Raw genomic sequence first — 21,571 nt, forward strand, 5'->3', positions numbered from 1 at the left:
GTTGGCGCGACTTACCCCCTCTTCCCGGGTCGCCATCGCCGCGGAGCCGAAGCACGGAATGCGCTCCCGGTCCGCGCAAGCGAGCTGGTAGGCTCCACCGTGATGTCGGAAGGTCTTTCGGACCAAAGCGCGAGCGATCGGCGCGCCGCTGACCGAGCGAGCATCACGCTTCGCGTCGATTACAAGCGCCTGAACACCTTCTTCGCGGACTACACGAAGAACATCTCGAAGGGCGGGACGTTCATCCGAACGACCAAGCCGCTCGACGTGGGGACCGAGTTCGTCTTCGTGCTCTCGTTCCCGTCGGCGGAGGGCCAGCTCAAGCTCCGTGGGGAGGTCATGTGGGTCGTGCCGGAGGAGGCCGCCAAAGAGGAGCACCCGCCGGGCATGGGCATCCGCTTCTTGTTCGAAGACGACGCCGCGCGGACCAAGGTGCATGACTTCGTCAAACGCCTCATGACCGACGCGCTGGGACCGCACATCGCGTCGCGCCTCATCGCCGAAGCCGCGACGCCGAAGCCCAGCGGCACGGAAGACCCGCCGCCAACGCGGCGGCCCGAATAGCCGCCTCCCCTGACGCGAGAGCCCGCGCGAAACCTGGCAGCGCCCCTCCTCGCTGGCGCGATTGGCGCTACATTCGGCGCATGTCGCTTCCGCTCGCTGGCGCGCCCGCCCCCATCGACCCGAGCCTGGATCTCGAAGAGGAGATCAAGAAGCTGAAGAAGGCGCGAAACGCCGTCCTCTTGGCGCACTACTACCAAGACTCGGAGATTCAAGACCTGGCCGACGTCATCGGCGACTCGCTGCAGCTGGCGCAAGCCGCGGCGAAGACCACAGCCGACGTGATCTGTTTCGCCGGCGTCCATTTCATGGCCGAGACGGCGAAGATCCTGAACCCCGACAAGATCGTCGTCTTGCCGGACCTCACGGCGAGCTGCTCGCTCGCCGACGGGTGCCCGCCGGACAAGTTCGCGGCGTGGAAGGCGGCGCATCCCGGCGCCATCGTGATGTCGTACATCAACTGCTCCGCCGAGGTGAAAGCGCTCTCCGACTACATCGTGACGTCGTCGAATGCGGAGCGCATCGTTTCGTCGATCCCGCGAGACCAGGAGATCCTCTTCGCGCCCGACAAGAACCTCGGCGCCTACCTCGCGAAGAAGCTCGACCGCCCCATGCGCCTTTGGCAGGGTAGCTGCATTGTGCACGAAACCTTCAGCGAGAAGAAGCTCGTGGGGCTGAAGACTCGTCATCAAGACGCGCTCGTGTTGGCGCACCCCGAGTGCGAAGAGCACATCTTGCGTCACGCCGACTTCATCGGGTCGACGACGGCCATCTTGAAGTTCGCCGTGGCGAGCCCGAAGAAGGAGTTCATCGTCGTGACGGAAGCGGGGATCTTGCATCAAATGCAGAAGGCCGCCCCCGACAAGGTCTTCATCGCGGCGCCGCCGGAGGCGAACTGCGCATGCAACGAGTGCCCCTTCATGAAGAAGAACACGCTCGAGAAGCTCTACCTGTGCCTGCGGGACCTTGAGCCTCGCCTCGAGATGGCGCCGGAGCTGTTGGAGAAGGCGCGCCTGCCCATCGATAAGATGCTGGCCTTCGGGTGAGAGGCGAGGGCCCCACGAGCGCCGCGGTGCCGAACTGACCCGCGCGCCATTCCCCCCATGCTCCTCTACGCAGCACTTCTCGCGGTTCTCATCGGCGTCGCGCTCGGTCTCCTCGGCGGCGGTGGCTCGATCCTGACGGTGCCGATCCTCGTCTACGTGCTCGACCTCAAGGCACACGAGGCGGTCGCGACATCGCTCTTCGTCGTCGGTGTCACGGCCCTCGCCGCGAGCGTGGGACACGCGCGCGCCGGTCGCATAAGCCTCCGCACGGCGCTCCTCTTCGGCCCCGCGAGCATGGTCGGCGCCTACGGCGGCGGGAAGCTCGCCCATCGCTTGCCGGGGCCGCTGCTCCTCGGGGCCTTCGGCCTCATGATGCTGGTTACCTCGCTCGCGATGCTCCGCGGACGGCGAAAGCCAGCGGCCGGCGCGTCCACCTCCGCGGGACCGGTTCTCCTGCGCGGCGTCCTGGTGGGCGCGGTCACGGGCCTCGTGGGCGCCGGCGGCGGCTTCTTGGTGGTGCCCGCGCTCGTGCTGCTCGGAGGGCTTCCCATGGAAGTCGCCGTCGGCACTTCGCTCCTTGTCATCGCCATGAACTCCTTCGCCGCGCTCGCCGGCCACCTCTCGCACGCGCGCCTCGACTGGACCGTCGCGGGCATCGTGACGGCCGCCGCCGTCGGCGGCAGCTTCATCGGCGGAGCCTTGGCATCGCGCGTGTCACCGGAGCGGCTTCGGAGGGCCTTCGGCTGGTTCGTCTTGGCGATGGCCGCGTTCATGCTCACCCAACAGGTGCCGCCAGCGCTTGGCGCGGCGATGAGTAAGAAGGAGCTCATGCAGGCCGCGCTGGGACTCGCGCTTTTCGCGACCTTCGTGGGTGTGCTGGTGGAGCGACGTCGCGCGCGGAGCACGTCTGACGCGCCTTGAGGCGGGCGCTGCAGCAGGCGCCATCCACGCGGGGTGAGTCCTCGGCCCGAGGCGGGAACTCGGCCGGTGACGACTAGTGACGAAGGCCTAGTCGTGGGAGGCTAGGCGCCATGAAGCTCTTCGATCGCTGCTCCGCCCACCCGATGGGCTTTCGCGAAGTCAGCCCCGCCGCCGTGGCCGAAGACAGGGGCCAAACACGGCTTGTCGACGTGCGCGAACCCCACGAGTTCACCGGCGAGCTTGGCCACGTGAAGGGCGCGGAGCTCGTGCCCTTGGCGACGGTAGGCGCTACGGCCAAGTCGTGGTCGAAAGACGATGACGTCGTCGTAATTTGCCGCTCCGGGGGCCGCTCCGGCCGCGCCGCGGCGGAGCTCGCGCAGGCGGGCTTCGCGCGCGTCATGAACATGGTGGGCGGCATGCTCGCGTGGAACGAGGCGAAGCTGCCCACGGAGCGCTAGACGAGAGCTTGCTTGCCCAGCCTTTGCGAGCCCGACTTCGGCGTCCCGTGTTTGCGAACTCGCTCTAGCCTGTCGCCCCGCGGGGCGCGCTCGGGAATCGCCGCAAGGCACGACGCCACAGCGCGCGCAGCTCGTCGGGGTGAAGAAAGCAGAAGTAGAACGACAGCGCGATGTACGAGAAGGGCCCGACGTGGAGCGTGGCCGCGATGCCCAGGTGAAAGAGGACGCCGAAGGCCAGGAACCACAGCCGCACGTCGTGGCGAAGAACAAAGCTCCGGAGCCGGCCACGGCCACCCTCTTGCTCAGACTCAGACGTGGCCCGGTAGTAGTAGAAGAGCAGCAAGAGCGGCGCGGACATCTCCCAGTAGACGCTGACGAAGGTCATGGCTTGCGTGACGGGATAAACGCTCGGAAGGAAGTCGAGCTCGAACCGCGCCCGGTCGGGGCGCTGCAGCACGTTGTAGATGGCCGTGTAGCCTTCGGCGAACGTCCAGCCCTCGCCGATCTTCTCGAAGCCAGCGAAGGCGTAGACGCACACGAGCTGGAAGATGGCGAGGTAGCGCGGCCACGCCATCACGGTGACGTCGTCGCGAACAAAGCGCCCGTGACGCAGCTTGGCGTCGAGCGAGAGCGTCGCCGTCGCGTCGGCCAGCACGAGGAGCCAAAGACCGTTCGCGATCAACCAATCGCTGCTCGCGTTGATGCTGGTCGGGTAAAGCGCGGCGTAGGCCTGCACCGCGATGAGCGGTGAGAGCCGCCCGAAGGCGCCGATCGCCGTGCCGATGCCGCCGACAACGGCGGTCCACACAAGGCCCCAAACGACCGGCGGCGTCGGCCCGCCGAGGAGGTCGACCAGGACCGTGCGTCGCGGCGACGGGAAGATGCCGCCATGGGCGGCGTCGACCCAAAGGGCCACGACGGTCCCGTCGAACACCACCGAAAGCAGCGTCCCAGCGAGCACCGTGCCCACCGCGATGCGGAAGAGCGCGAGTGCGAGCGCCGGCTCGCGTCGATCACAGAGCGCGACCCACGCGCGCCAGCGGCGGCCCCATCGCATGCGCCAGGGGGCCGTCACGCGGTCGTCACGCGGCCGTCACGCGCCGTCAGGCCGGTCGTCATGCCGGTCGTCATGCCGGTCGTCATCGGATTGGCCCCAGCGGGACAACGATCTCGCGACGAAGCTCGCCGACCGGTGGCGGTCCGTCAGGAGCCAGGTCACGTGGACGATGCGGGGGCGGTACGTCGTAGACGAAGGTGCGTACACGCAGCGCCGTGGCGTCCTTGAACTCGTGTGCCGCTCGCCGCGCTGCCCATCGCGCGAACGCGTTCCAGGCGTCGTCGTGCCCTCGGATCGCGTAGCCGAAGAGCTTGCGCATTCGGTCCCCGTCGAGCTCGCGCGAGAGCCACCGGTGCTCGCGCGAGCCGCGCACGAAGAGCGGCTCGAAGCGTCCGTTGCGCTCGAGCTCGATGTGCACGCGGGACACTTCGCGGCCGCTGCTCAAGAAAAGGCTCCACCCCTGGCCGAAGCCGGCCGCGCGCGCGTACGGCTCGAACGCGGACGCCAACGCTCCCCGCACGCGAAGGTAGCTCTGGGCCGCGGACCACGTCGCCCGCTGCAAGGCGCCGTCCTCGAGGGTCATGCCGAGGCCACGGAGCGCGCCGGAGAGCCGCGCGAAGCGCGCTTGGACCTGCGGCCTCTGCCAGTCGCTCGCCCGCTTCAGGCTCGCCGGGTGCGGGAGCGAGAGCACGAGCACGGCGAGCACGTGGAACGCCACAAAGGTGGCTCGCAGGTGGGGCCAGTGCCGGAGCCATCTCCGCATCGCCTAGCGCCATAACATGATCGGCCGTCGGGCTCCCATCGGCGAGGGTGCTTTGCCGAACGCGCGTCGCGGGGACGCGGGGCCACTTCGCGAGACGCGAGGCAGCCGAACCGGGAGTTAATCGGGGAGCCCCGGGGCGGTCGGTTCGAAGTCTGCTATCAGCCAGGCCAATGACGGACAGGACGCACGATCGATGCTGTCGCGCCTCCGGCCGCACCTCTGGCCACGCCCCTCGTCGCGTTGCCGTGCTGCTCTGCGCAATCGCCGCGTGCGGCCCAGCAGCGACGGGAGGCGCCCCTGAGCCGGCTGGCCTCAGCGAAGACGCTGGCCGCCGTCCCGGGCCGGAAGCGGTCGACTCGGGCGGAGTGACCGCACCGAGCGCTCCGGACGCGAGCGACGGCGGAGCTTCGGATGCTGGCGCGCCGCGGCTTCCTCCGAGCATCTTGCCGGTGAGCTACCAGCGCGCGGACAAGGGCACTCCCCTCACCGTCGCCCAGCTGCAGGCGGCCACCGACGAGCTCATCACGCTCCTCAAGGAGACTCGCTATTTCGATTTTCTCGACGAGCGGGTCCACGGATGGCCCAAGACCGATCCGAACGGCGGCTACTGGTGGGGCACGTATTGGTACGGCACCGTCAACGTCACGAAGGCGTCTGGCACGGTCACCTACCAACACCCGAACCACGGGTCCCACAACTCTGGCATCCCGTCGTCGCCGTACATCGAGGGCGCCTGTTACGCGCATCTCCTTTGGGGTGAACCCAAGACCGCCGACCTCGTGAGGCGGATGGCGCGCGGCATGTCGGCGTGGGCTGTCGCGATGGAGCGCGCCTACGGCGACACCAGCCCGCGCATGCTCTCCCGCTCGTTCTACCCGCCCTCGGTGACGTCCAACGAAGGCGGGCGCTCTCTCTTCATCGACAGAAGCCAGTGCCGTCCCGGCCTCGATCACTGGGAGATGTCTCAGTTCATTCACCACCCGAACAACCCGACGCTCGGGGACATCTACGTGATGAACCGTCGATCGAAGGATGACATCGGGCACATGCTTCGCGCTGCCGCGCAGGTCCAGGCATGTGCGCCCATCCTCGAGCCCGCTGCACAGGCCGACGTAAAGCAGCTCGACTCCCTCTACGCCGCCTGGGCCGCCGAGGTCGACTCGCGCAACTTCGTTATTCCGACGCGGGACGCGGCGGGCAATGTCTACGTGCCGGACGCCCAGCTCGCTCACTATTCGGCGGCCGAGTGCCCGAGCAAGATGGCCGTGCGATTGGCACACGCGAGCGGCCCAGGAAACCTCGACTGCGGAACCGGCTTGATCCCGCTCGAGAGCACGACCTGGCCGTTCCTCAAAGACGACGCGCGACAGATCCAGCGGTCCCACCATGCCGCAGCGGTCCTTGGCGCCCATCGAAGGCTCGCCACCACGGTCGGCCTCGACCTGCTCAAGGGGCTTGGTGACCGGGTGTCATTAGACTTCACGAACGCGAGCACCCCCATCAACGGCTTTCTGCCGATCGAGGCTGCGGGGTTCATGATCTACGCGGCAAGCGTCGGCGTTCCCCTGCGCTCGGACGAGATCCGTTTCCTCCACGCCCGGCTGCACGAGGCCTACGTCGGGATGCGTGATCCGAAGCACTTCGCCACGTTCAACCTCTTTGACCCGTCGGTGCCCGACGGCGCGTACGCGTACCACGCGCCAAACATCGGCCTCTTTCATCATGACCTGGCGCTGATGCTCGGCACGTGCGCGTCGCCCTACCGGAATCCCGCGGGGCGTCCGCTGCTCGACTGCGACCGTCTCCTCGACGCGTTCAAACCTTAGAAGCCGTCGCCATCCTGGCGCGTACCGTGGCCCAAGAAGAGTGGCGCCCCCGCCAGGAAGTCTTCGCGGATCGACTCGGCGAGCGTGGAGTGGCCAGCGCGTCAAAGGCGAAGGACGCCTCGACCTCGGACAGCTCAGGCGGTGCCGTTCCCGCCGTAGCCGTCGTAGCCACCATCAGCCCCCCCGTCCGCAACGCCGCCTCCGACGGCGCTCCCCGCGTCGCTGAAGAGGCCGTTGACCACGGCCACGCAACCGGCGACGGCCGCAGCGTTGACGCCGGCGGTACCGAGTACACCGCCGGCAAGCCCCATCACCATGCCCGCGACGCCGCCCTTCCCGCCTGCGGCGCTGAGCCCAAGGCCGAGACTGCTGATGAGCCCCTCACAGAACCCTTGTACGCCGGCACCGTCGGACGCGGGCGACGCATCGCCGCAGTCACCAGCGCCGCAGCCGCCGTCTTCGCCTCCCGTCACCTCCGCGAGCTCAAGGTCAGTCAAGTCGACAAGCGTGTTGTTGACATTGTTCATGTGGCGGCATCCTTTCGACGGGCCCAGCCGAGTCTCCGAAGCATGTCGCGTGCCGATGAAGACCGGGCCCAACGGCGCGTCTTTTTGCGGCGGCGGCGACGCCGAAGCGCGCGTCGCGGACGACAGTCCTCCCCTCGTTGGACGCTGGTCCCGAGGTCGTGGACGGGTCAAACCACAGCTCCGAGGGCGTTGGCGAACCGATGCCCCGCTCGAGCCGTCCCTGGGCGAGAAATGGTAGCGTGGCCGCGTGAGCACGGACGACGACCTCAAGACCGAGGTTCAGCGACAGCCGCCGCTAGCGTTGGTGTCCCGCCGACGATCCCTCGTGCTCTCGTGGACCGATCAGGCGGGGGCACACCGCGAGAGCATCGAAGGGCGCACGCTCCTGGGTACGTCAACCGACGCGACCCTCACGCTGCAAGATCGCAGCGTGTCCCGACTTCACGCCGAGCTGGAGCGACGCGGCGACGGCCACATCTGGATCCGCGATCTCGGCAGCACCAACGGGACGTGGGTCGACGGCGTCATGGTCGAGCGCGCGCGCGTCACCGCAGGCTGCACCCTGCGCCTCGGCGCCACCAGCATCCTCGTAGAGACCGGCAGCGTCAGCGACGTCCCGCTGTGGCCCGACTACCGTTTCGGCGCGCTCGTGGCGCGCTCCGAGCTGATGCGAGAGTTTTTCATGTTGCTCTCGAGCTACGCGACCACCGAGTCATCGGTCTTGGTCCAAGGCGAGACCGGCACCGGCAAAGAGCTCGTGGCGCGCACGCTGCACGAAGCGTCACGCCGCGCCCAAGGCCCCTTCATCGTCGTCGACTGCGGCGCCCTACCCGAGTCCTTGCTCGAGAGCGAGCTCTTCGGCCACACGAAAGGCGCGTTCACGGGCGCGCTTGGCGCCCGCGTCGGCGCCCTCGAAGCTGCTGACGGTGGAACGGTGTTCCTCGACGAGATCGGTGAGCTTCCCCTCGCGATGCAGCCCAAGCTGCTTCGCGTCCTCGAGTCCAAGACGATTCGGCGCTTGGGCGAAGCCGAGCACCGGCGCATCGATGTCCGCTTCGTGGCGGCGACGCACCAAGACCTCCGCGGCATGGTGGCGCGCGGCGCATTCCGCGAGGATCTCTACTTTCGCCTCGCGGTGCTGCCCGCCTTTCTGGCGCCGCTTCGTGACCGGCCCGACGACATCCCCCTCTTGCTCAACGTCTTTCTCGCAGGGCACGCCGTCCAAGTGCCAAAAGACATCGTGGCAGCGCTTCTCACGCGCCCGTGGGCGGGCAACGTGCGCGAGCTTCGCAGCTTCGCGGAGCGGGTTGTCGCCGTGGGGCCCGAGAAGGCTTGGGCCATCACTCGGTCCGGCGACGACCTCGGCGCGCCCGAGCCGAGAGTCCTTCCTGCGAGCGCCGACGGGACCCTGTCGGTTTCCATCGAGGTGCCCTTCAAGATCTTGCGGGAGCAGTGGATTGATCGGCTCGAGCGCGACTACCTCACGCGACTCATCGCGAAGCACGGTCGAAGAGAGGTCCCGACCCTCGCTGACGCGGCGGGTCTCGATCGGAGCTACGTGCACCGCCTGCTGCGAAAGCACGGGCTCTAAGACACGCGGCGCGGGAGCGCTCCGCGAGGTCGGGCGCCTGGTGGTTCGAGCGAGCTACTGCGTGCCTGCCAAGAAGAGCTGCACCCCCGCCAGGAAGAGCGTTCCTGAAGAGCGAATCCGATCGGCGCCACCGATGACGCCAGCGAGCTGCCGCTCGTTCAGAGGAGCGAGGCGGTTGTCTTCGCGCATAGGCGGGACGACCAGGTTGTGGTGGCGTTGGTGGAAGGCCGGGTTTTCCATGAGCTCCCCTTTCCGTGGGTGACTCAGTCGATGCAGCCTTCGTGCCCCGGATTCCGCCTCTCCAAGAGCTCGTGGGCGCGCCGAACTGACCCTCGTCGGTTCAACTTGGTCCAAGTTTGAGCGGAGCCTTGGGCCGCCGAGCGGCAGCGGCTCGCCAGAGCAGGCAGAATCGGCAACGCCTTGCCGCCCTTCTCGTCTCGCCGCGCGCGGCCTCGACCCTCAACGCGCGGGCCTCACCTCTTGCGAACGGTCACCTTGACGGCTTCGAGTCGGCGCCCCTGCCCGCGGGTGCCGCAGAACGATGGGCCGCTCATTAAGGCGACGTCGCCGATGCCCTGCAGGTGGCACTGGTACTCGACGACGTAGCTCGAGGCGCACGCGCCATCGAGCTGGAACGCCACGCCCTCGAGGCCGCCCTGGATGAACGAAGGCGCGTCGTACCAGCCGGTGTCACCAACCCTCGACACGTGCCCCATGTACTTCAGCTTCAGGCAGGCGGGCCAAGGCGCTGCGCCGGCGGTCGGCCCCGGCCGCACGGAGAGCGACGCGAGCTGGATGCCCTGCCCCTTGGTCCCGAGCCAGACGTCGGGGCTGACGGCGAAGTCGAGCTGGGTGACGAGGAAGTCTACGGTGCTCTTGCCGGGCGCTGCGCTCGCAAGCGCCGTCGGTGAGACGGTCGACGGGGTGATGTAGAGGACGAAGGCCTCGAGCGGCCGGCCTTGGCCGCGGGTGCCGCAGAACGCGGGTGCGGACATCATCGTCTGATCGCCGAGGCCCTTGAGGTGGCAGTTGTAGTGGATCGCATATTGCTCGGCGCACGCTCCCGCCAACCGGAACGCGATGCCCTCTACGAACTTCGACGCTCCGAGCGTCCCGACGCGCGTCGGCGCTTGGAACCATCCGGTGTCGCCCTGACCCGGCAGGTGGGCCATGTACTCGAGCGTCAGGCAGCTCGGCCAGGGAGAGCCGGTGGTTACGGAGAATGCCTCGACGCCAACCCCGCTCCCCTTCTTTCCGACCCATGCCGCCGAGGGGTCGGTCGCCGAGGAGGCCGCCTGGGCGGCGGCCGCGTTGCTGGCCGCCGCGACCGCCGCCGTGGGGACGGACTTCATCTCTGTCGTCCACGGAGGAACGCCGGCGTTCGCGGGCCACGGCTGCGGGGGCAACATCTCGTTCTTCACGTACGCGGTGAGCGTGTACGACGGCGCGCCGACGTCCTTCGGGGCCCCTATCCTGGCGGGGTCGAGCTTCGCGGGCGTCAACGGCGCGACCGGCGGAGTGGTGCCGCCGCTGCGCGACGAATTGCCGAGATCGGGCCGAGCCCCCGGCTGCGTGGGCCCCGCGCTCGACGCGACAGAGAGGGCCCCCGCGAGGGCGAAGACGGTAGCTGCGGAGAGAACTCTAGGGGACGGACGCGGAGTCTTCATGAGAGCACCTCTGTGTGCGTCGATGACGCTCAGGCCTCGATCACACAGGTCAACATCGTTGTGGCTCTGCCTGAGTCAAGCGTAGGGGCCGCGCAATCGTTCGCCCCCAATGCGCAACGTGTGCGCGTTCGGCGGCGACGACGTGCCCGTCGCAAAAGCACGCGAGAGCACGCGAACCCCCACGGGCGCTCCCGGACGGAGCGAGCACCCTCGACCGCTCTGGCCTCGACGAGACCCGCGATCGCGCGCCGGGCGTCGATTGAAACGCCTCCGCTTCGCGACTAACGTCCGAGCCGTGAACTCCGTCGCAGCAAGAGCGAGACGCCCGTGCCTCTTGACCTGACGGCGCTCGTCGCGCGCCATCATGGGGACGCGTCGCGCCTCGTGCAGATCCTCCGCGACGTGATGGCCGCCGAAGGCTACGTCTCGACCTCCGTCATCACGGAGCTGGCACGTGCGCTCGCGCTACCGCGCGGTCACGTCGAGGGCGTGGTCGGCTTCTACTCGTTCTTCGCCGCGGAGCCTCGGGGGCGTTCCGCGTGCTCTTCAGCGACAACATCACCGACGAGATGGCGGGGAGCCGCCAGCTTCGCCAGCACATGCTCGACGCGTTTCGGCTAGAGCCGGGCGAGGTGAGCCGCGACGGCCTGCTCTCGATCGGCGTCACGAGCTGCACCGGGCTCTGCGATCAGGGTCCGGCGATGCTCGTCAACGAGCGCGCCATCGCGAGGCTGACGCCCGCGCGCATCGGCGCCATCAGCTCGCTCATCCGTGGCCGCATCCCTGTCGACCAATGGCCCGACAACCTCTTCACCATCCACTCCCATGTCGAGCGGCGCGACCGGCTCCTCTCGACGCCGCTCGCTCCCGGTGAGGGCCTCGACGCCGCCATCGAGCGCGGCGCGGCGGCCACGGTCCAGGAGATCACTCGCTCTGGACTGCGCGGCCGCGGCGGCGCTGGCTTCTCGACGGGAGCGAAGTGGGCGGCGTGCGCCGCGGCTCCCGGGCCGGAGCGAACCATCGTGTGCAACGCCGACGAGGGCGAGCCAGGTACCTTCAAGGATCGCGAGCTCTTCGCCAACCACGCCGAGCTTGTCATCGAGGGGATGGCCGTCGCGGGGTTCGCGGTGGGGGCGTCACGGGGCCTCATCTACCTGCGTGCCGAATATCCGTTCCTCGTCGCGCCGCTCCTCGCCCTCCTCGACGAGCGTCGCCGCACGGGTCTCCTCGGCAAAGACGTGCGAGGAGCGCGCGGGTTCGACTTCGACATCGAGCTCCACGTCGGCGCCGGCGCGTACGTGTGCGGGGAGGAGTCGTCGCTCCTCGAGTCCCTCGAGGGCAAGCGCGGGATCCCGCGGAACCGACCGCCCTACCCGGTCACGCACGGCTACAAGCAGACACCGACCGTGGTGAACAACGTTGAGACGCTCGCCGCCGCGGCGCTCGTGGCCAAGCACGGCGCGGAGCTCTTGCTCTCGGTCGGCACGGCGAAGTCCTCGGGGACGAAGATCCTCTCGGTCTCCGGTGACGTGAAGCGCCCTGGGATCTACGAGTACCCGTTCGGCGTTGGCGTTCGCCAGGTGCTCGAAGACGCCGGCGCCGTCGATACGCAGGCCGTGCAGGTCGGGGGCCCCTCCGGCACGCTCCTGTCTGGCGCTGAGTTCCACCGACGCATCGCCTTCGAAGACGTACCGAGCGCCGGCGCGTTCATGGTGTTCGACGGGACGCGCGACATGCTCGCCGTCGTCGAGAACTTCACGCGTTTCTTCGCGCACGAGAGCTGCGGCTTCTGCACCCCGTGTCGAGTGGGGACCACGCTCAGCGCCCAGATGATGACACGGGTCGTCAGCGGAAAGGGCTCACGCCGCGACCTCAAGGATCTGGCGAAGGTCTCGCAGGTGATGAGGTCGTCGAGCCACTGCGGCCTCGGCGCGACGGCCGGCAACCCCGTGCTCGATGCGCTGGCGAAGTTCCGGCCCTCATTCGACAAGCGCCTGCGATCGCTCGAGGTGCTCCCGACGTTTGATCTCGACGAGGCCCTCGCGCCTGCCCGCGAGGCCACCAGCCCGCGACGATGCGGCGGCGCACTTCGAGGAGGATGGGCCGTGACCACACCCGTACCTAACGCGTCACAAGACCGCGAGCGACGGACCTTCCAGATGGATGGCATCGACGTCCCCTTCGACGAGGGGCAGTCGATCCTCGAGGCGGCGCTGGCCGCTGGAAAATACGTGCCGTACTTGTGCTTTCACCCGGAGTTCAAGGCGCACGGGAGCTGCAAAGTCTGCACCGTGAAGGTCAACGGCCGCATGCACGCCAGCTGCACCACGCCGGCGCACGAGGGCGACGTCGTCGAGTCGAACGTCGACGAGCTGAACGACGTAAGAAAGACGCTCGTGCAGTTCCTCTTCACGGAGGGGAATCACTTCTGCCCCTCTTGCGAGGCAAGCGGGAGCTGTACCCTCCAAGCCGTGGCCTACGACCTCGGCATGACGACGGCGCACTACAGCCCGCTCTTCCCAGACCGGCCCCTCGACGCGTCGCATCCCGACGTGCTCCTCGACTTCAACCGCTGCATCCTCTGCGAGCTCTGCGTGCGCGCCAGCGCGATCGTGGACAAGAAGAGCGTCTTCGCGCTCTCGGGGCGCGGCATCACGAAACACCTCGTCGTCAGCTCCGAGTCCGGCAAGCTCGTGGACACGGCGCTCGCCGTCACCGACAAGGCCATGAGCGTCTGTCCCGTCGGCGTCATCCTGAGGAAGCGCGAGGGGTTCAAGATCCCCATCGGCGAGCGCAAGTACGACGCGCATCCCATCCGCGAGGTCGCCGTGGCCCCGCACGACAAGGAGTGAGATGGTGGTGGCCGAGATGAAGAAGCTCCGCGTCGCCACGACGTCGCTGGCGGGGTGTTTTGGCTGCCACATGTCGCTGCTCGACATCGATGAGCGCCTCGTGCCGCTCCTCGAGCTCATCGAACTCGACTCCTCCCCGCTCACCGACATCAAGCACTGCGGGCCCTGTGACATCGGGCTCGTCGAGGGCGGCCTCTGCAACGCCGAAAACGTGCACAAGCTCCGCGAGTTGCGGGCGAACTGCAAAATCCTGGTCGCCGTGGGCGCCTGCGCGATCAACGGCGGCCTGCCCGCGCAGCGTAACCACCTCGACATTCGCGACTGCCTGCAGACCGTCTACCTCACCGGCCTTGGCGTCGAGCGCGGCTTCATTCCGAACGATCCCGAGCTCCCGCTGCCGCTCAAGCAGGTTCACCCGCTGCACGACGTAGTGAAGATCGACTACTTCCTCCCCGGCTGCCCGCCTTCGGCTGATGCGATCTGGCAGTTCCTCACCGACCTCATCGCCGGCCGCACCCCTCACCTGGGCCACGGGCTCATCCACTACGACTGAACCACCGGAGAACGCCCATGACCTTTCCTCTCGACACCGCGGAGCATCCAGAGAAGCTCCGGCGCGTCGTGATCGAGCCGGTGTCTCGCGTGGAGGGACACGGCAAGGTCACCATCCTGCTCGACGATCAGAAGAAGGTGCACCAGGTGCGCCTCCATATCGTGGAGTTCCGCGGCTTCGAGCGCTTCATCCAGGGCCGCCCGTATTGGGAGGTGCCCGTGATGGTGCAGCGGCTCTGCGGCATCTGCCCCGTAAGCCACCACCTCGCAGCGTCGAAGGCGCTCGATAGCGTCGTCGGCGCCCGCACGCTCACAGCCGCCGCCGAGCGGATCCGGCGGCTCATGCACTACGGCCAGATCCTCCAGTCGCACGCGCTGCACTTCTACCACCTCTCGTCGCCGGACCTGCTCTTCGGCTTCGCGAGCGACGTCGGCAAGCGCAACGTCGTGGGCGTCCTCGCCGCCTATCCGGACATCGCGCGGCAGGGCATCCTGCTCCGCAAGTTCGGTCAAGAGGTGATCCGGATCACCGCGGGCAAGCGCGTCCACGGCACCGGCTCGATCCCGGGCGGCGTGAACAAGCGGGTCACCGCTGACGAGCGCGACGAGCTCCTCCGGCCGCTCCCCGATGTGCTCGCATGGGCCCAGTCAGGCGTGAGGCTCGTCGCCGAGCTCCACAACCAGAACCGCGATCTCTACGAGCAGTTCGGCACCGTCCGCTCAAGTCTCCTCTCGTTGGTGGGGCATGACGGCAAGCTCGACCTCTACGACGGCGTGCTGCGCGCGCGCGACGCCGACGGGACAATCATCTTCGACGGCGTCGCGTGCGACGACTACGGGGCGCTGCTTCGCGAGAACGTTCGCTCGTGGAGCTACATGAAGTTCCCGTTCATCGCCTCGCGTGGTGCCGACGACGGTTGGTACAAAGTCGGGCCGCTCGCCCGCATCCAAAACTGCGACGCCATCGGAACGCCCTTGGCGGAGGCTGCGCGGCAGGAGCTGATGGCGAGCTGGCCGGGCGGCCTCATCCATGCGCCGCTCGCGTTCCACTGGGCGAGGATGATCGAGCTGCTTCACGCCGCCGAGATGATCGCGGGTCTCCTCGCTGACCCGCTGCTCCTGGGAGAGGAGCTCGTCTCCGGCGGGCCGCGCGGGAAGACGGCGGTGGGAATCATCGAGGCGCCGCGGGGCACCCTCATTCATCACTACGAGGTCGACGAGCAGGACCTCGTGACGATGTGCAACCTCATCGTCTCGACGACGCACAACAACCAGGCGATGAACGAGGCGATTCGCCAGGTCGCGCGGCAGTACCTCGACGGGCACGAGCCGACGGAAGGGCTCCTTAACCACATCGAGGTGGCCATTCGGGCCTTCGACCCGTGCCTATCCTGCGCGACCCACGCCCTGGGCAAAATGCCGCTCGAGGTCGAGATCGTCGACGCCAGAGGGGCGCTCGTCGAGCGTCTGGTCAAGGACGGCGAACGCCTTTGACGACGCGCGCGCCGCTTCTCGTCCTCGCGATCGGCAATCCCTCGCGCGGCGACGACGCGTTGGGTCCGCTGTTCCTCGAGCGCGTGAGCGTGGCGCTGGCGACCGAGATCGCGAGCGGAGCTATCGAGCTCGTCACCGACTTCCAGCTTCAGATCGAGCACGCTCTCGATCTCGAGGGACGCCGCCGCGTCGTGTTCGTCGACGCGAGCGTGCGCGCGGCGCCGCCGTTCGAGTTCTCCCGGCTCTCGGCTGAGCGTGACGGCTCGTCCTCGACGCACGCGATGTCGCCGGGGGCGGTTCTCGCGACCTATCGCGGGATCAGCGGTGAGCCACCCGAGTCGTGGGTCCTCGCGATCCGTGGCGAGCGCTTCGAGCTCGGCGAACCGCTCTCCGACCCGGCAGAGGCGCACCTGGAAGCCGCGCTGGCGTTCTTCGTCGCCGAGGCTCGAGGGCGCGCCCCGGCGCCGCCCTGGGGACGGCGCCTCGAGATCGAGGGCACCGTCCAGGGCGTGGGCTTCCGGCCGTGGGTCTATCGAACCGCGCTGCGGCTCGGGCTCACGGGCCAGGTCTGGAACACGCCTCGGGGCGTCACCATCGAGGCGTTCGGTCCCGAGTCCGCAGCAGAGGCGCTCGTTCGCGCCGTCCAGAGCGACGCGCCGCCGGCGGCGCGCGTGCGCGCTCTCAGCTCGTCGCCCATACCCTGGCGCGAAGAGGGGGACTTCACGATCGCCTCGAGCGAGGCGGGGGGGGGCGCCACGATGGTCCTGCCGCCGGACCTCGCAACGTGCGCCGCGTGCCTTCGCGAAGTAGACGCGGCCGACGACCGTCATCACGGCTACGCGTTTACCAGTTGCACGGCGTGCGGTCCGCGCTTCGCCATCGCGGAGGCTCTCCCGTACGACCGCGCGACCACGACGATGGCGGCGTTCACGCCGTGCGCTGCGTGCGCCGGCGAGTATGCGCATCCGGAAGATCGCCGCTTCCACGCAGAGACCGTGGCGTGCGCTGCCTGCGGTCCGCGCGTGTGGCTCGCCGACGTGCGCGGCGAAGAGCTCGCGGTCGCCGAACCGCTCGAGGCCGCGGCGGCGCTGCTCCTCGATGGGAAGATCCTCGGCCTAAAGGGGCTCGGCGCCTTCCACCTCGTCTGCGACGCCACGAACGCCGCCGCCGTCGTGGAGCTCCGCCGGCGCAAGCGACGCGACGCGCAGCCCTTCGCGGTGATGGTCTTGGACGTCGACGCGGCGGAGGCGCTCGCCGAGTTCGACGACGCGTCGCGTGCCGCGGTCACCTCGGCCGCGCGTCCTATCGTGCTCGTGCCCGCCCGGTCCTCCTCTTCGCTCGCGGGTGACGTAAACGGACCGTCGCGGCGCACCGGGGTCGTCCTTCCGTACACGCCGCTTCATCACCTCCTCACGGAGCGCGTGGCGCGCCCCCTCGTCGTCACCTCGGGGAACCCCACCGGTGGGCCCGCGGTGATCGATCACGCGGCGGCGCGTGCGCTCCTCGGAGGGCTCGTCGACGCCTTCCTGCTCCACGATCGGCCGATCGTGCGCCGCGTCGAGGACTCGGTCGTCGCCGCCTCGGCCGGCGGTACGCGCGTCGTGCGTCGCGCCCGCGGCCTCGCTCCCGCACCGATCAGGCTCCCGGCGAGCGCGCGCGAGCCGGTGCTCGCGGTCGGCGGTCACATGAAGAACACAGCGTGCCTCGTCGTCGGCGACCTCGCGTACCTGACGCCCCACCTCGGCGATCTCGATCTCGTCGAGAGCGAGGCGGCGTGGCGACGTGACGTCGAAGGCTTCGAGCAGCTCCTCGGGCTGCGCGCCAACGTGCTCGCTCACGATCTGCACCCCGAGTACGCCTCCACGCGCTACGCGCTCGCGCGGCCCGCGCGGCGGCGCATCGGCGTCCAGCACCACGTCGCTCACGTCCTCGCCGCGGTCGCCGAGCTCGGCCTGCGCGAGCCGGTCATCGGTGTCGTCTTCGACGGCACCGGCTGGGGGACTGACGGTACGTCGTGGGGCGCGGAGATCTTGCTCGTCGACGACGGCCGCTGGCAGCGCGTGAGCAGCTTCCGGGCGCTCCCGTTGGCAGGCGGAGAGCGCGCGATCAAGGAAGTGTGGCGCGTCGCGTTCGCCGCGCTGTGTGAAGCGTTCGGCCGAACAGAAGCCCTGGCTCTTGCGCCGCGGTTCGACGTGTTCGGCGGACCGTCGCGGCGATCGCTCGAGACGATCGCCACCATGGTGGCGACGGGGGTCTCCACCGTGAAGGCCCGCGGCATGGGTCGATGGTTCGACGCCATCGGCGCGCTCGCGCTGTCTCTCCCGCGCGCAGGATTCGACGGCCACGTCGCGCTCGCGCTCGAGGAGGCCGCTGACCGTGGTGAAGTAGACGCTTACCCAGTCGGACTTCCTTCCGCGCTCGCGCTCGACGAAGAGCTCGGAGCCGCCCACGAGATCGATCTGAGGCCCACGGTACGCGCCGTGGCAAACGAGCTCCTCTCGGGCTCCCCACCGGGCCGCGTCGCGGCCCGGTTCCACCGCACCGTCGTCGAAGCGACGGCGTCCGTCGTGGCCCGCGTCATCGGCGCGACGGGCCTATGCCGCGTCGTGTTGTCCGGGGGGAGCTTCCAGAACCGCATCCTCGAGCGAGACCTCACCTCGCGCCTCGGTGTGGAGCGCGTCGTGACGGCACGCGAGGTGCCTCTGAACGACGGCGGGATCGCGCTCGGCCAAGCCCTTGGCGCAGTCCTCGCGCTGGCCTCGGAATCGAGGTAAGGGAGCGTGTGTGTCTAGGAGTGCCTGGCCAGATTCTCGAGATCGACGGCACCACCGCCCTGGTCGACTTCTGGGGGGTTCGCCGGAAGGTCGCACTCGACGTCGTCGACGAGGCGGTGACCATCGGTGATCACGTGCTGGTGCACGTGGGGTTCGCCATCCGGCGGATCGCGCCGGAGGACCTCGCCGAGACGCTCGCGTTCTTTGAGGCCATGACGCAGGAAGAGCTGGAGGGCGTCGCGCCGGACGCGCGCCGGGCGCGAGAGAAAGAGCCCGCGGAGCCCAAATGACGGCGCAGCTCGCGTTCCGTGACGTCGCGCGCGGGCGCCTGCTCCAGGCGCGCCTCGAGCAGGCCATGGGGCGCGCGAGCCAGCCGGTTACTGTGATGCACGTCTGCGGTAGCCACGAGCAAGCGATCGCGCGCTACGGGCTACGGGCTCGATTTCCAAGCAACCTGCTCGTTCAGATGGGCCCCGGGTGCCCCGTCTGCGTGACCGATGCGCCGGAGATCGACGCCTGCGTGGCGCTCGCCCAGCAGGGCCTCCGCATCGTGACCTACGGCGACATGCTGCGGGTGCCGGGCCGCGCCATGTCGCTCGAGGACGCGCGAGCCAGAGGCGCGCGCGTCGACGTCATCTACGCAGCCACCCAGGCGGCGGACATCGCGCGCGGCAGCGACGAGCCCGTGGTGTTCTTCGCCACCGGCTTCGAGACCACCGCGGTCGCGACCGCGGCGGTGCTGCTCTCCAACCCGCCGCCCAACCTCTTCGTGCTCTCGGCGCACAAGTGGGTCCCGGCGGCTATGGACGTGGTGGCTAGCGCGCCCGACACCAGGATCGAGGGCTACCTCGCTGCCGGGCACGCAGCCACGATCACGGGCCACGGAGTCTTCGAGTCGTTCGTCGCCAAGTACCGTCGGCCCGTCGTCGTTGCGGGGTTCGAGCCGCTCGACATCCTCGCCGGCCTGGTGCTGCTCGTCGAACACGTCCTCGATGGGAGTGCGACGGTCGTCAACGCCTTCCCTCGTTGCGTCAAGCGCGAGGGCAACCGCCGCGCCATGGACGCGCTCTTCCGCGTCTTCGAGGCCAGCGACGGCGAGTGGCGCGGCATCGCGCGCGTCTCGAGAGGCAACCTGAGCCTCCGGGCAGCATACGCGGCGCACGACGCGAGCGTCCGGTTCGCGGCCAAGCTCGCGGCGGCGCCGGCTGTCGCCGAGCGGGCCGACGCGTCCGAGTGTCGGTGCGGCGGGATCATGATGGGGCTCCAGAAGCCCACCGATTGTCGTCTCTTCGGCAAAGCGTGCCGCCCCGAGGCGCCGGTTGGCGCATGCATGGTGAGCACCGAGGGAGTGTGCCGGATCTGGCACGAGCACGGCCTCGCCGACGCCGAGGGGTCGCCATGAGCCGAGAGCGTGAACGTGATGAGCTCGGCGCGCGCGTGGCGCTGGCGCAGGGCGCGGGCGGGCCGGCGATGCGCTCGCTCATCGAATCTGTCTTCCTCGCCGATGTGACCGACCCCGAGGCGCGGGCGATGGGCGACGGCGCGGCGATCGCGCTCGGCGATCGATGGCTCGTCGTGACGACCGACGCGCACGTCGTCTCGCCGGTCTTCTTTCCTGGCGGCGACATCGGACGCTTGGCCGTCTCGGGTGTCGTCAACGATCTGGCGATGATGGGCGCGTGCGACGTGCTCGCGCTCACCTCGAGCGTCATCGTCGAAGAAGGGTTCGCCATCGAGGCCCTCCGGCGCATTCACGCGTCGATGCAGTTGGCCTGTCGCGAGGCCGGCACGCGCGTCGTGACCGGCGACACCAAGGTGATGCGCAAGGGAGAGGTCGACGGCGTGGTGCTCTCGACGAGCGGCATCGGCCTCACCGATCGCGTCGTGCGCGACTCTGGCCTCGCGATCGGTGACGCGATCCTCATCACGGGCACCCTCGGCGACCACGGCCTCGCTGTCCTCGGCGCCCGGAACGGTCTCGGCCTCGAGGGAGAGCTCCGCTCCGACGTGGCGCCGCTGAATGGCCTCATCCGCGCGGCGCTCGCGGCAGGAGGTACGGAGCTCCACGCGATGAAGGACCCGACGCGCGGCGGCGTGACGAGCGCCCTCGCCGAGATGGCGGACAAGGCCGGCGTGGCCATTGTCTTGGACGAGGCGGCCCTGCCGATGAGCGCGGCGGGCCGCGCCGCGGCCGAGCTCCTCGGGATCGACCCGCTCATCGTCGCCAACGAAGGAAAGGCGCTCCTCGGCGTCCATCCGAGCGCTGCCGGGCGCGTCCTCGCGGCGCTCCGCGCGCACCCGCTCGGTCGGGACGCCGCGTGCATCGGGCGGGTCACCGACGGCGAGAAGGGGAGCTTGCTCATGGACACCGGTTTCGGCACGCGCCGCCTCTTCGAGCGCGACGGCGATCCGCTGCCGAGGATCTGCTAGGACCGTGCCGTCATGCACGAGATCTCGCTGGTCCATTCGCTCTTCGATCAAGCCGATCGCGCCATCGCTCCGCATAAGAGCCGCGCGGTGCGCTTGATGAAGGTGCGCATCGGTGAGCTCGCGGGGGTCGACGCCGGCCTCTTCCGCACCGCCTTCGACGGCTGCCGCACGGAGCGCGGCTACGCGGCGGCGGCGCTCGAGATCGACCTGGAGCGCGCCGCGTGGAGCTGCGCCGCATGTGGCGCGGCGTTGACCCAAGGGGACCGGCTTCGCTGCACCGCTTGCGACGGCGAGGCGAGGCTCACCAAAGGGGGAGACCTCATCCTGGATCGGCTGGAGCTGGAGGTCGTCGATGTGTGAAGTCTGCGGTTGCGGCGATCCGCACAAGGTCTCGTTGGACGTTCACGCGTCGCTCCTCTCGGACAACGATCGCGAGGCCCATCACTTGCGCGAGCACTTCGCAACGGCCGGCGTCCTAGCCTTGAACGTCATGGGCTCGCCTGGCTCGGGCAAGACGGCCCTCATCGAAGCCGCGGCGCTCGCGCTCCGCGGGCGGCTTCGCCTGGCCGGCGTCAGCGGCGACCTCGCCACGTCGCTCGATGCCGAGCGCCTGGCGCGGGCTGGCGTCCGCGCGGCGCCCATCACCACCGGCTCGGCGTGTCACCTCGACGCGTCGATGGTGCACCACGCGCTCCATGACGCGTCGCTGGCGGCGGCCGTCGACGCCTGTGACGTCTTCTTCATCGAGAACGTAGGCAACCTGGTCTGCCCGGCGATCTACGATCTCGGGCAGGCCGCCAACGTGGTGGTGTTGTCGGTCACCGAGGGCGTCGACAAGCCGCTGAAGTATCCAGTCATGTTCCGCAAGGCCGACCTCGTGATCCTCTCGAAGGTCGACCTGCTCCCGTACCTGCCCGGCGTGTCCGTCGCGGCGCTACGGGAGAACCTGGGGCGCGTGATGCCGTCGGCTCGCGCCGTCGAAGTCTCCGCAACGACGGGCGACGGCGTGACGGGCTTCATCGATTGGCTCGAGCAACAGCGCGCGAGATGAC

At 69.0% G+C, this 21,571-nt stretch carries 20 protein-coding genes and 1 pseudogene; 16 read left to right on the top strand and 5 right to left on the bottom strand.

Features of this window, described 5'->3' with window-relative positions:
* The first annotated feature begins 102 nt into the window (after positions 1 to 102).
* The 4 genes from IPG50_19250 (at position 103) to IPG50_19265 (ending at position 2,986) form a co-directional block, all read left to right on the top strand.
* On the top strand, positions 103 to 564 hold the full coding sequence (locus IPG50_19250; protein ID MBK6694321.1) for a TIGR02266 family protein: 462 nt from the start codon (positions 103 to 105) through the stop codon (positions 562 to 564).
* Positions 565 to 644: 80 nt separating this feature from the next.
* Positions 645 to 1,607, top strand: a complete 963-nt coding sequence (gene nadA, locus IPG50_19255) for a quinolinate synthase NadA (GenBank protein ID MBK6694322.1) — start codon at positions 645 to 647, stop codon at positions 1,605 to 1,607.
* A gap of 57 nt (positions 1,608 to 1,664) precedes the next feature.
* Positions 1,665 to 2,528 (top strand): sulfite exporter TauE/SafE family protein, encoded by an 864-nt coding sequence (locus IPG50_19260; GenBank protein MBK6694323.1) that lies wholly within the window; start codon positions 1,665 to 1,667, stop codon positions 2,526 to 2,528.
* A 110-nt stretch (positions 2,529 to 2,638) separates the two neighbouring features.
* Positions 2,639 to 2,986: a rhodanese-like domain-containing protein gene (locus tag IPG50_19265; protein ID MBK6694324.1), complete on the top strand. Its 348-nt coding sequence runs from the start codon at positions 2,639 to 2,641 to the stop codon at positions 2,984 to 2,986.
* Positions 2,987 to 3,050: 64 nt separating this feature from the next.
* Here IPG50_19265 and IPG50_19270 read toward each other — a convergent pair whose 3' ends face one another.
* Together IPG50_19270 and IPG50_19275 are read right to left on the bottom strand one after the other, a co-directional pair.
* On the bottom strand, positions 3,051 to 4,043 hold the full coding sequence (locus tag IPG50_19270) for an HTTM domain-containing protein (protein ID MBK6694325.1): 993 nt from the start codon (positions 4,041 to 4,043) through the stop codon (positions 3,051 to 3,053).
* A gap of 82 nt (positions 4,044 to 4,125) precedes the next feature.
* Positions 4,126 to 4,806 carry a hypothetical protein gene (locus IPG50_19275; protein MBK6694326.1) on the bottom strand — a complete coding sequence of 227 codons (681 nt, stop codon included), beginning with the start codon at positions 4,804 to 4,806 and terminating at the stop codon, positions 4,126 to 4,128.
* A 449-nt stretch (positions 4,807 to 5,255) separates the two neighbouring features.
* On the opposite strand from IPG50_19275, the gene IPG50_19280 reads away from it, so the two are divergent.
* Positions 5,256 to 6,632 (top strand): hypothetical protein, encoded by a 1,377-nt coding sequence (locus IPG50_19280; protein ID MBK6694327.1) that lies wholly within the window; start codon positions 5,256 to 5,258, stop codon positions 6,630 to 6,632.
* A gap of 134 nt (positions 6,633 to 6,766) precedes the next feature.
* Here the strand turns inward: IPG50_19280 and IPG50_19285 are convergent, their stop codons facing one another.
* Complete coding sequence (locus IPG50_19285; GenBank protein MBK6694328.1) at positions 6,767 to 7,159, bottom strand: hypothetical protein; 393 nt, start codon at positions 7,157 to 7,159, stop codon at positions 6,767 to 6,769.
* A 247-nt stretch (positions 7,160 to 7,406) separates the two neighbouring features.
* Here IPG50_19285 and IPG50_19290 point away from each other — a divergent pair, with 247 nt between their 5' ends.
* Complete coding sequence (locus tag IPG50_19290; GenBank protein ID MBK6694329.1) at positions 7,407 to 8,750, top strand: sigma 54-interacting transcriptional regulator; 1,344 nt, start codon at positions 7,407 to 7,409, stop codon at positions 8,748 to 8,750.
* Positions 8,751 to 8,804: 54 nt separating this feature from the next.
* Here the strand turns inward: IPG50_19290 and IPG50_19295 are convergent, their stop codons facing one another.
* Both IPG50_19295 and IPG50_19300 read right to left on the bottom strand, forming a co-directional pair.
* Entirely contained in the window at positions 8,805 to 8,990 is a 186-nt protein-coding gene (locus IPG50_19295) for a hypothetical protein (protein ID MBK6694330.1), read from the bottom strand.
* A gap of 233 nt (positions 8,991 to 9,223) precedes the next feature.
* Complete coding sequence (locus tag IPG50_19300) at positions 9,224 to 10,417, bottom strand: hypothetical protein (protein ID MBK6694331.1); 1,194 nt, start codon at positions 10,415 to 10,417, stop codon at positions 9,224 to 9,226.
* A gap of 405 nt (positions 10,418 to 10,822) precedes the next feature.
* Between IPG50_19300 and IPG50_19305 the strand changes: the two are divergent.
* From IPG50_19305 to hypB, 10 genes and pseudogenes are all read left to right on the top strand, one after another.
* Positions 10,823 to 12,526 (top strand): annotated as a pseudogene (locus IPG50_19305) (NAD(P)H-dependent oxidoreductase subunit E).
* Positions 12,523 to 13,269 (top strand): (2Fe-2S)-binding protein, encoded by a 747-nt coding sequence (locus IPG50_19310; protein MBK6694332.1) that lies wholly within the window; start codon positions 12,523 to 12,525, stop codon positions 13,267 to 13,269. Before IPG50_19305 ends, IPG50_19310 begins: the two are co-directional and overlap by 4 nt.
* A 1-nt stretch (position 13,270) precedes the next feature.
* Positions 13,271 to 13,822, top strand: coding sequence for an NADP oxidoreductase (locus IPG50_19315; GenBank protein MBK6694333.1), 552 nt, complete (start codon positions 13,271 to 13,273; stop codon positions 13,820 to 13,822).
* Between the two features lie 17 nt (positions 13,823 to 13,839).
* On the top strand, positions 13,840 to 15,315 hold the full coding sequence (locus IPG50_19320) for a Ni/Fe hydrogenase subunit alpha (GenBank protein MBK6694334.1): 1,476 nt from the start codon (positions 13,840 to 13,842) through the stop codon (positions 15,313 to 15,315).
* Complete coding sequence (gene hypF / locus IPG50_19325; protein ID MBK6694335.1) at positions 15,312 to 18,089, top strand: carbamoyltransferase HypF; 2,778 nt, start codon at positions 15,312 to 15,314, stop codon at positions 18,087 to 18,089. The genes IPG50_19320 and hypF overlap by 4 nt, the downstream gene beginning before the upstream one ends.
* An 8-nt stretch (positions 18,090 to 18,097) precedes the next feature.
* On the top strand, positions 18,098 to 18,379 hold the full coding sequence (locus IPG50_19330; GenBank protein ID MBK6694336.1) for a HypC/HybG/HupF family hydrogenase formation chaperone: 282 nt from the start codon (positions 18,098 to 18,100) through the stop codon (positions 18,377 to 18,379).
* Positions 18,376 to 19,491, top strand: coding sequence for a hydrogenase formation protein HypD (gene hypD, locus IPG50_19335; GenBank protein MBK6694337.1), 1,116 nt, complete (start codon positions 18,376 to 18,378; stop codon positions 19,489 to 19,491). Before IPG50_19330 ends, hypD begins: the two co-directional genes overlap by 4 nt.
* Positions 19,488 to 20,519, top strand: coding sequence for a hydrogenase expression/formation protein HypE (hypE, locus tag IPG50_19340; protein MBK6694338.1), 1,032 nt, complete (start codon positions 19,488 to 19,490; stop codon positions 20,517 to 20,519). Before hypD ends, hypE begins: the two co-directional genes overlap by 4 nt.
* Before the next feature lie 12 nt (positions 20,520 to 20,531).
* Positions 20,532 to 20,879 carry a hydrogenase maturation nickel metallochaperone HypA gene (locus IPG50_19345; protein ID MBK6694339.1) on the top strand — a complete coding sequence of 116 codons (348 nt, stop codon included), beginning with the start codon at positions 20,532 to 20,534 and terminating at the stop codon, positions 20,877 to 20,879.
* Positions 20,872 to 21,570 (top strand): hydrogenase nickel incorporation protein HypB, encoded by a 699-nt coding sequence (gene hypB, locus IPG50_19350; protein ID MBK6694340.1) that lies wholly within the window; start codon positions 20,872 to 20,874, stop codon positions 21,568 to 21,570. The genes IPG50_19345 and hypB overlap by 8 nt, the downstream gene beginning before the upstream one ends.
* Position 21,571: the final 1 nt, after the last annotated feature.

This window comes from Myxococcales bacterium (assembly GCA_016703425.1).
GTDB lineage: Bacteria > Myxococcota_A > Polyangia > Polyangiales > Polyangiaceae > JADJCA01.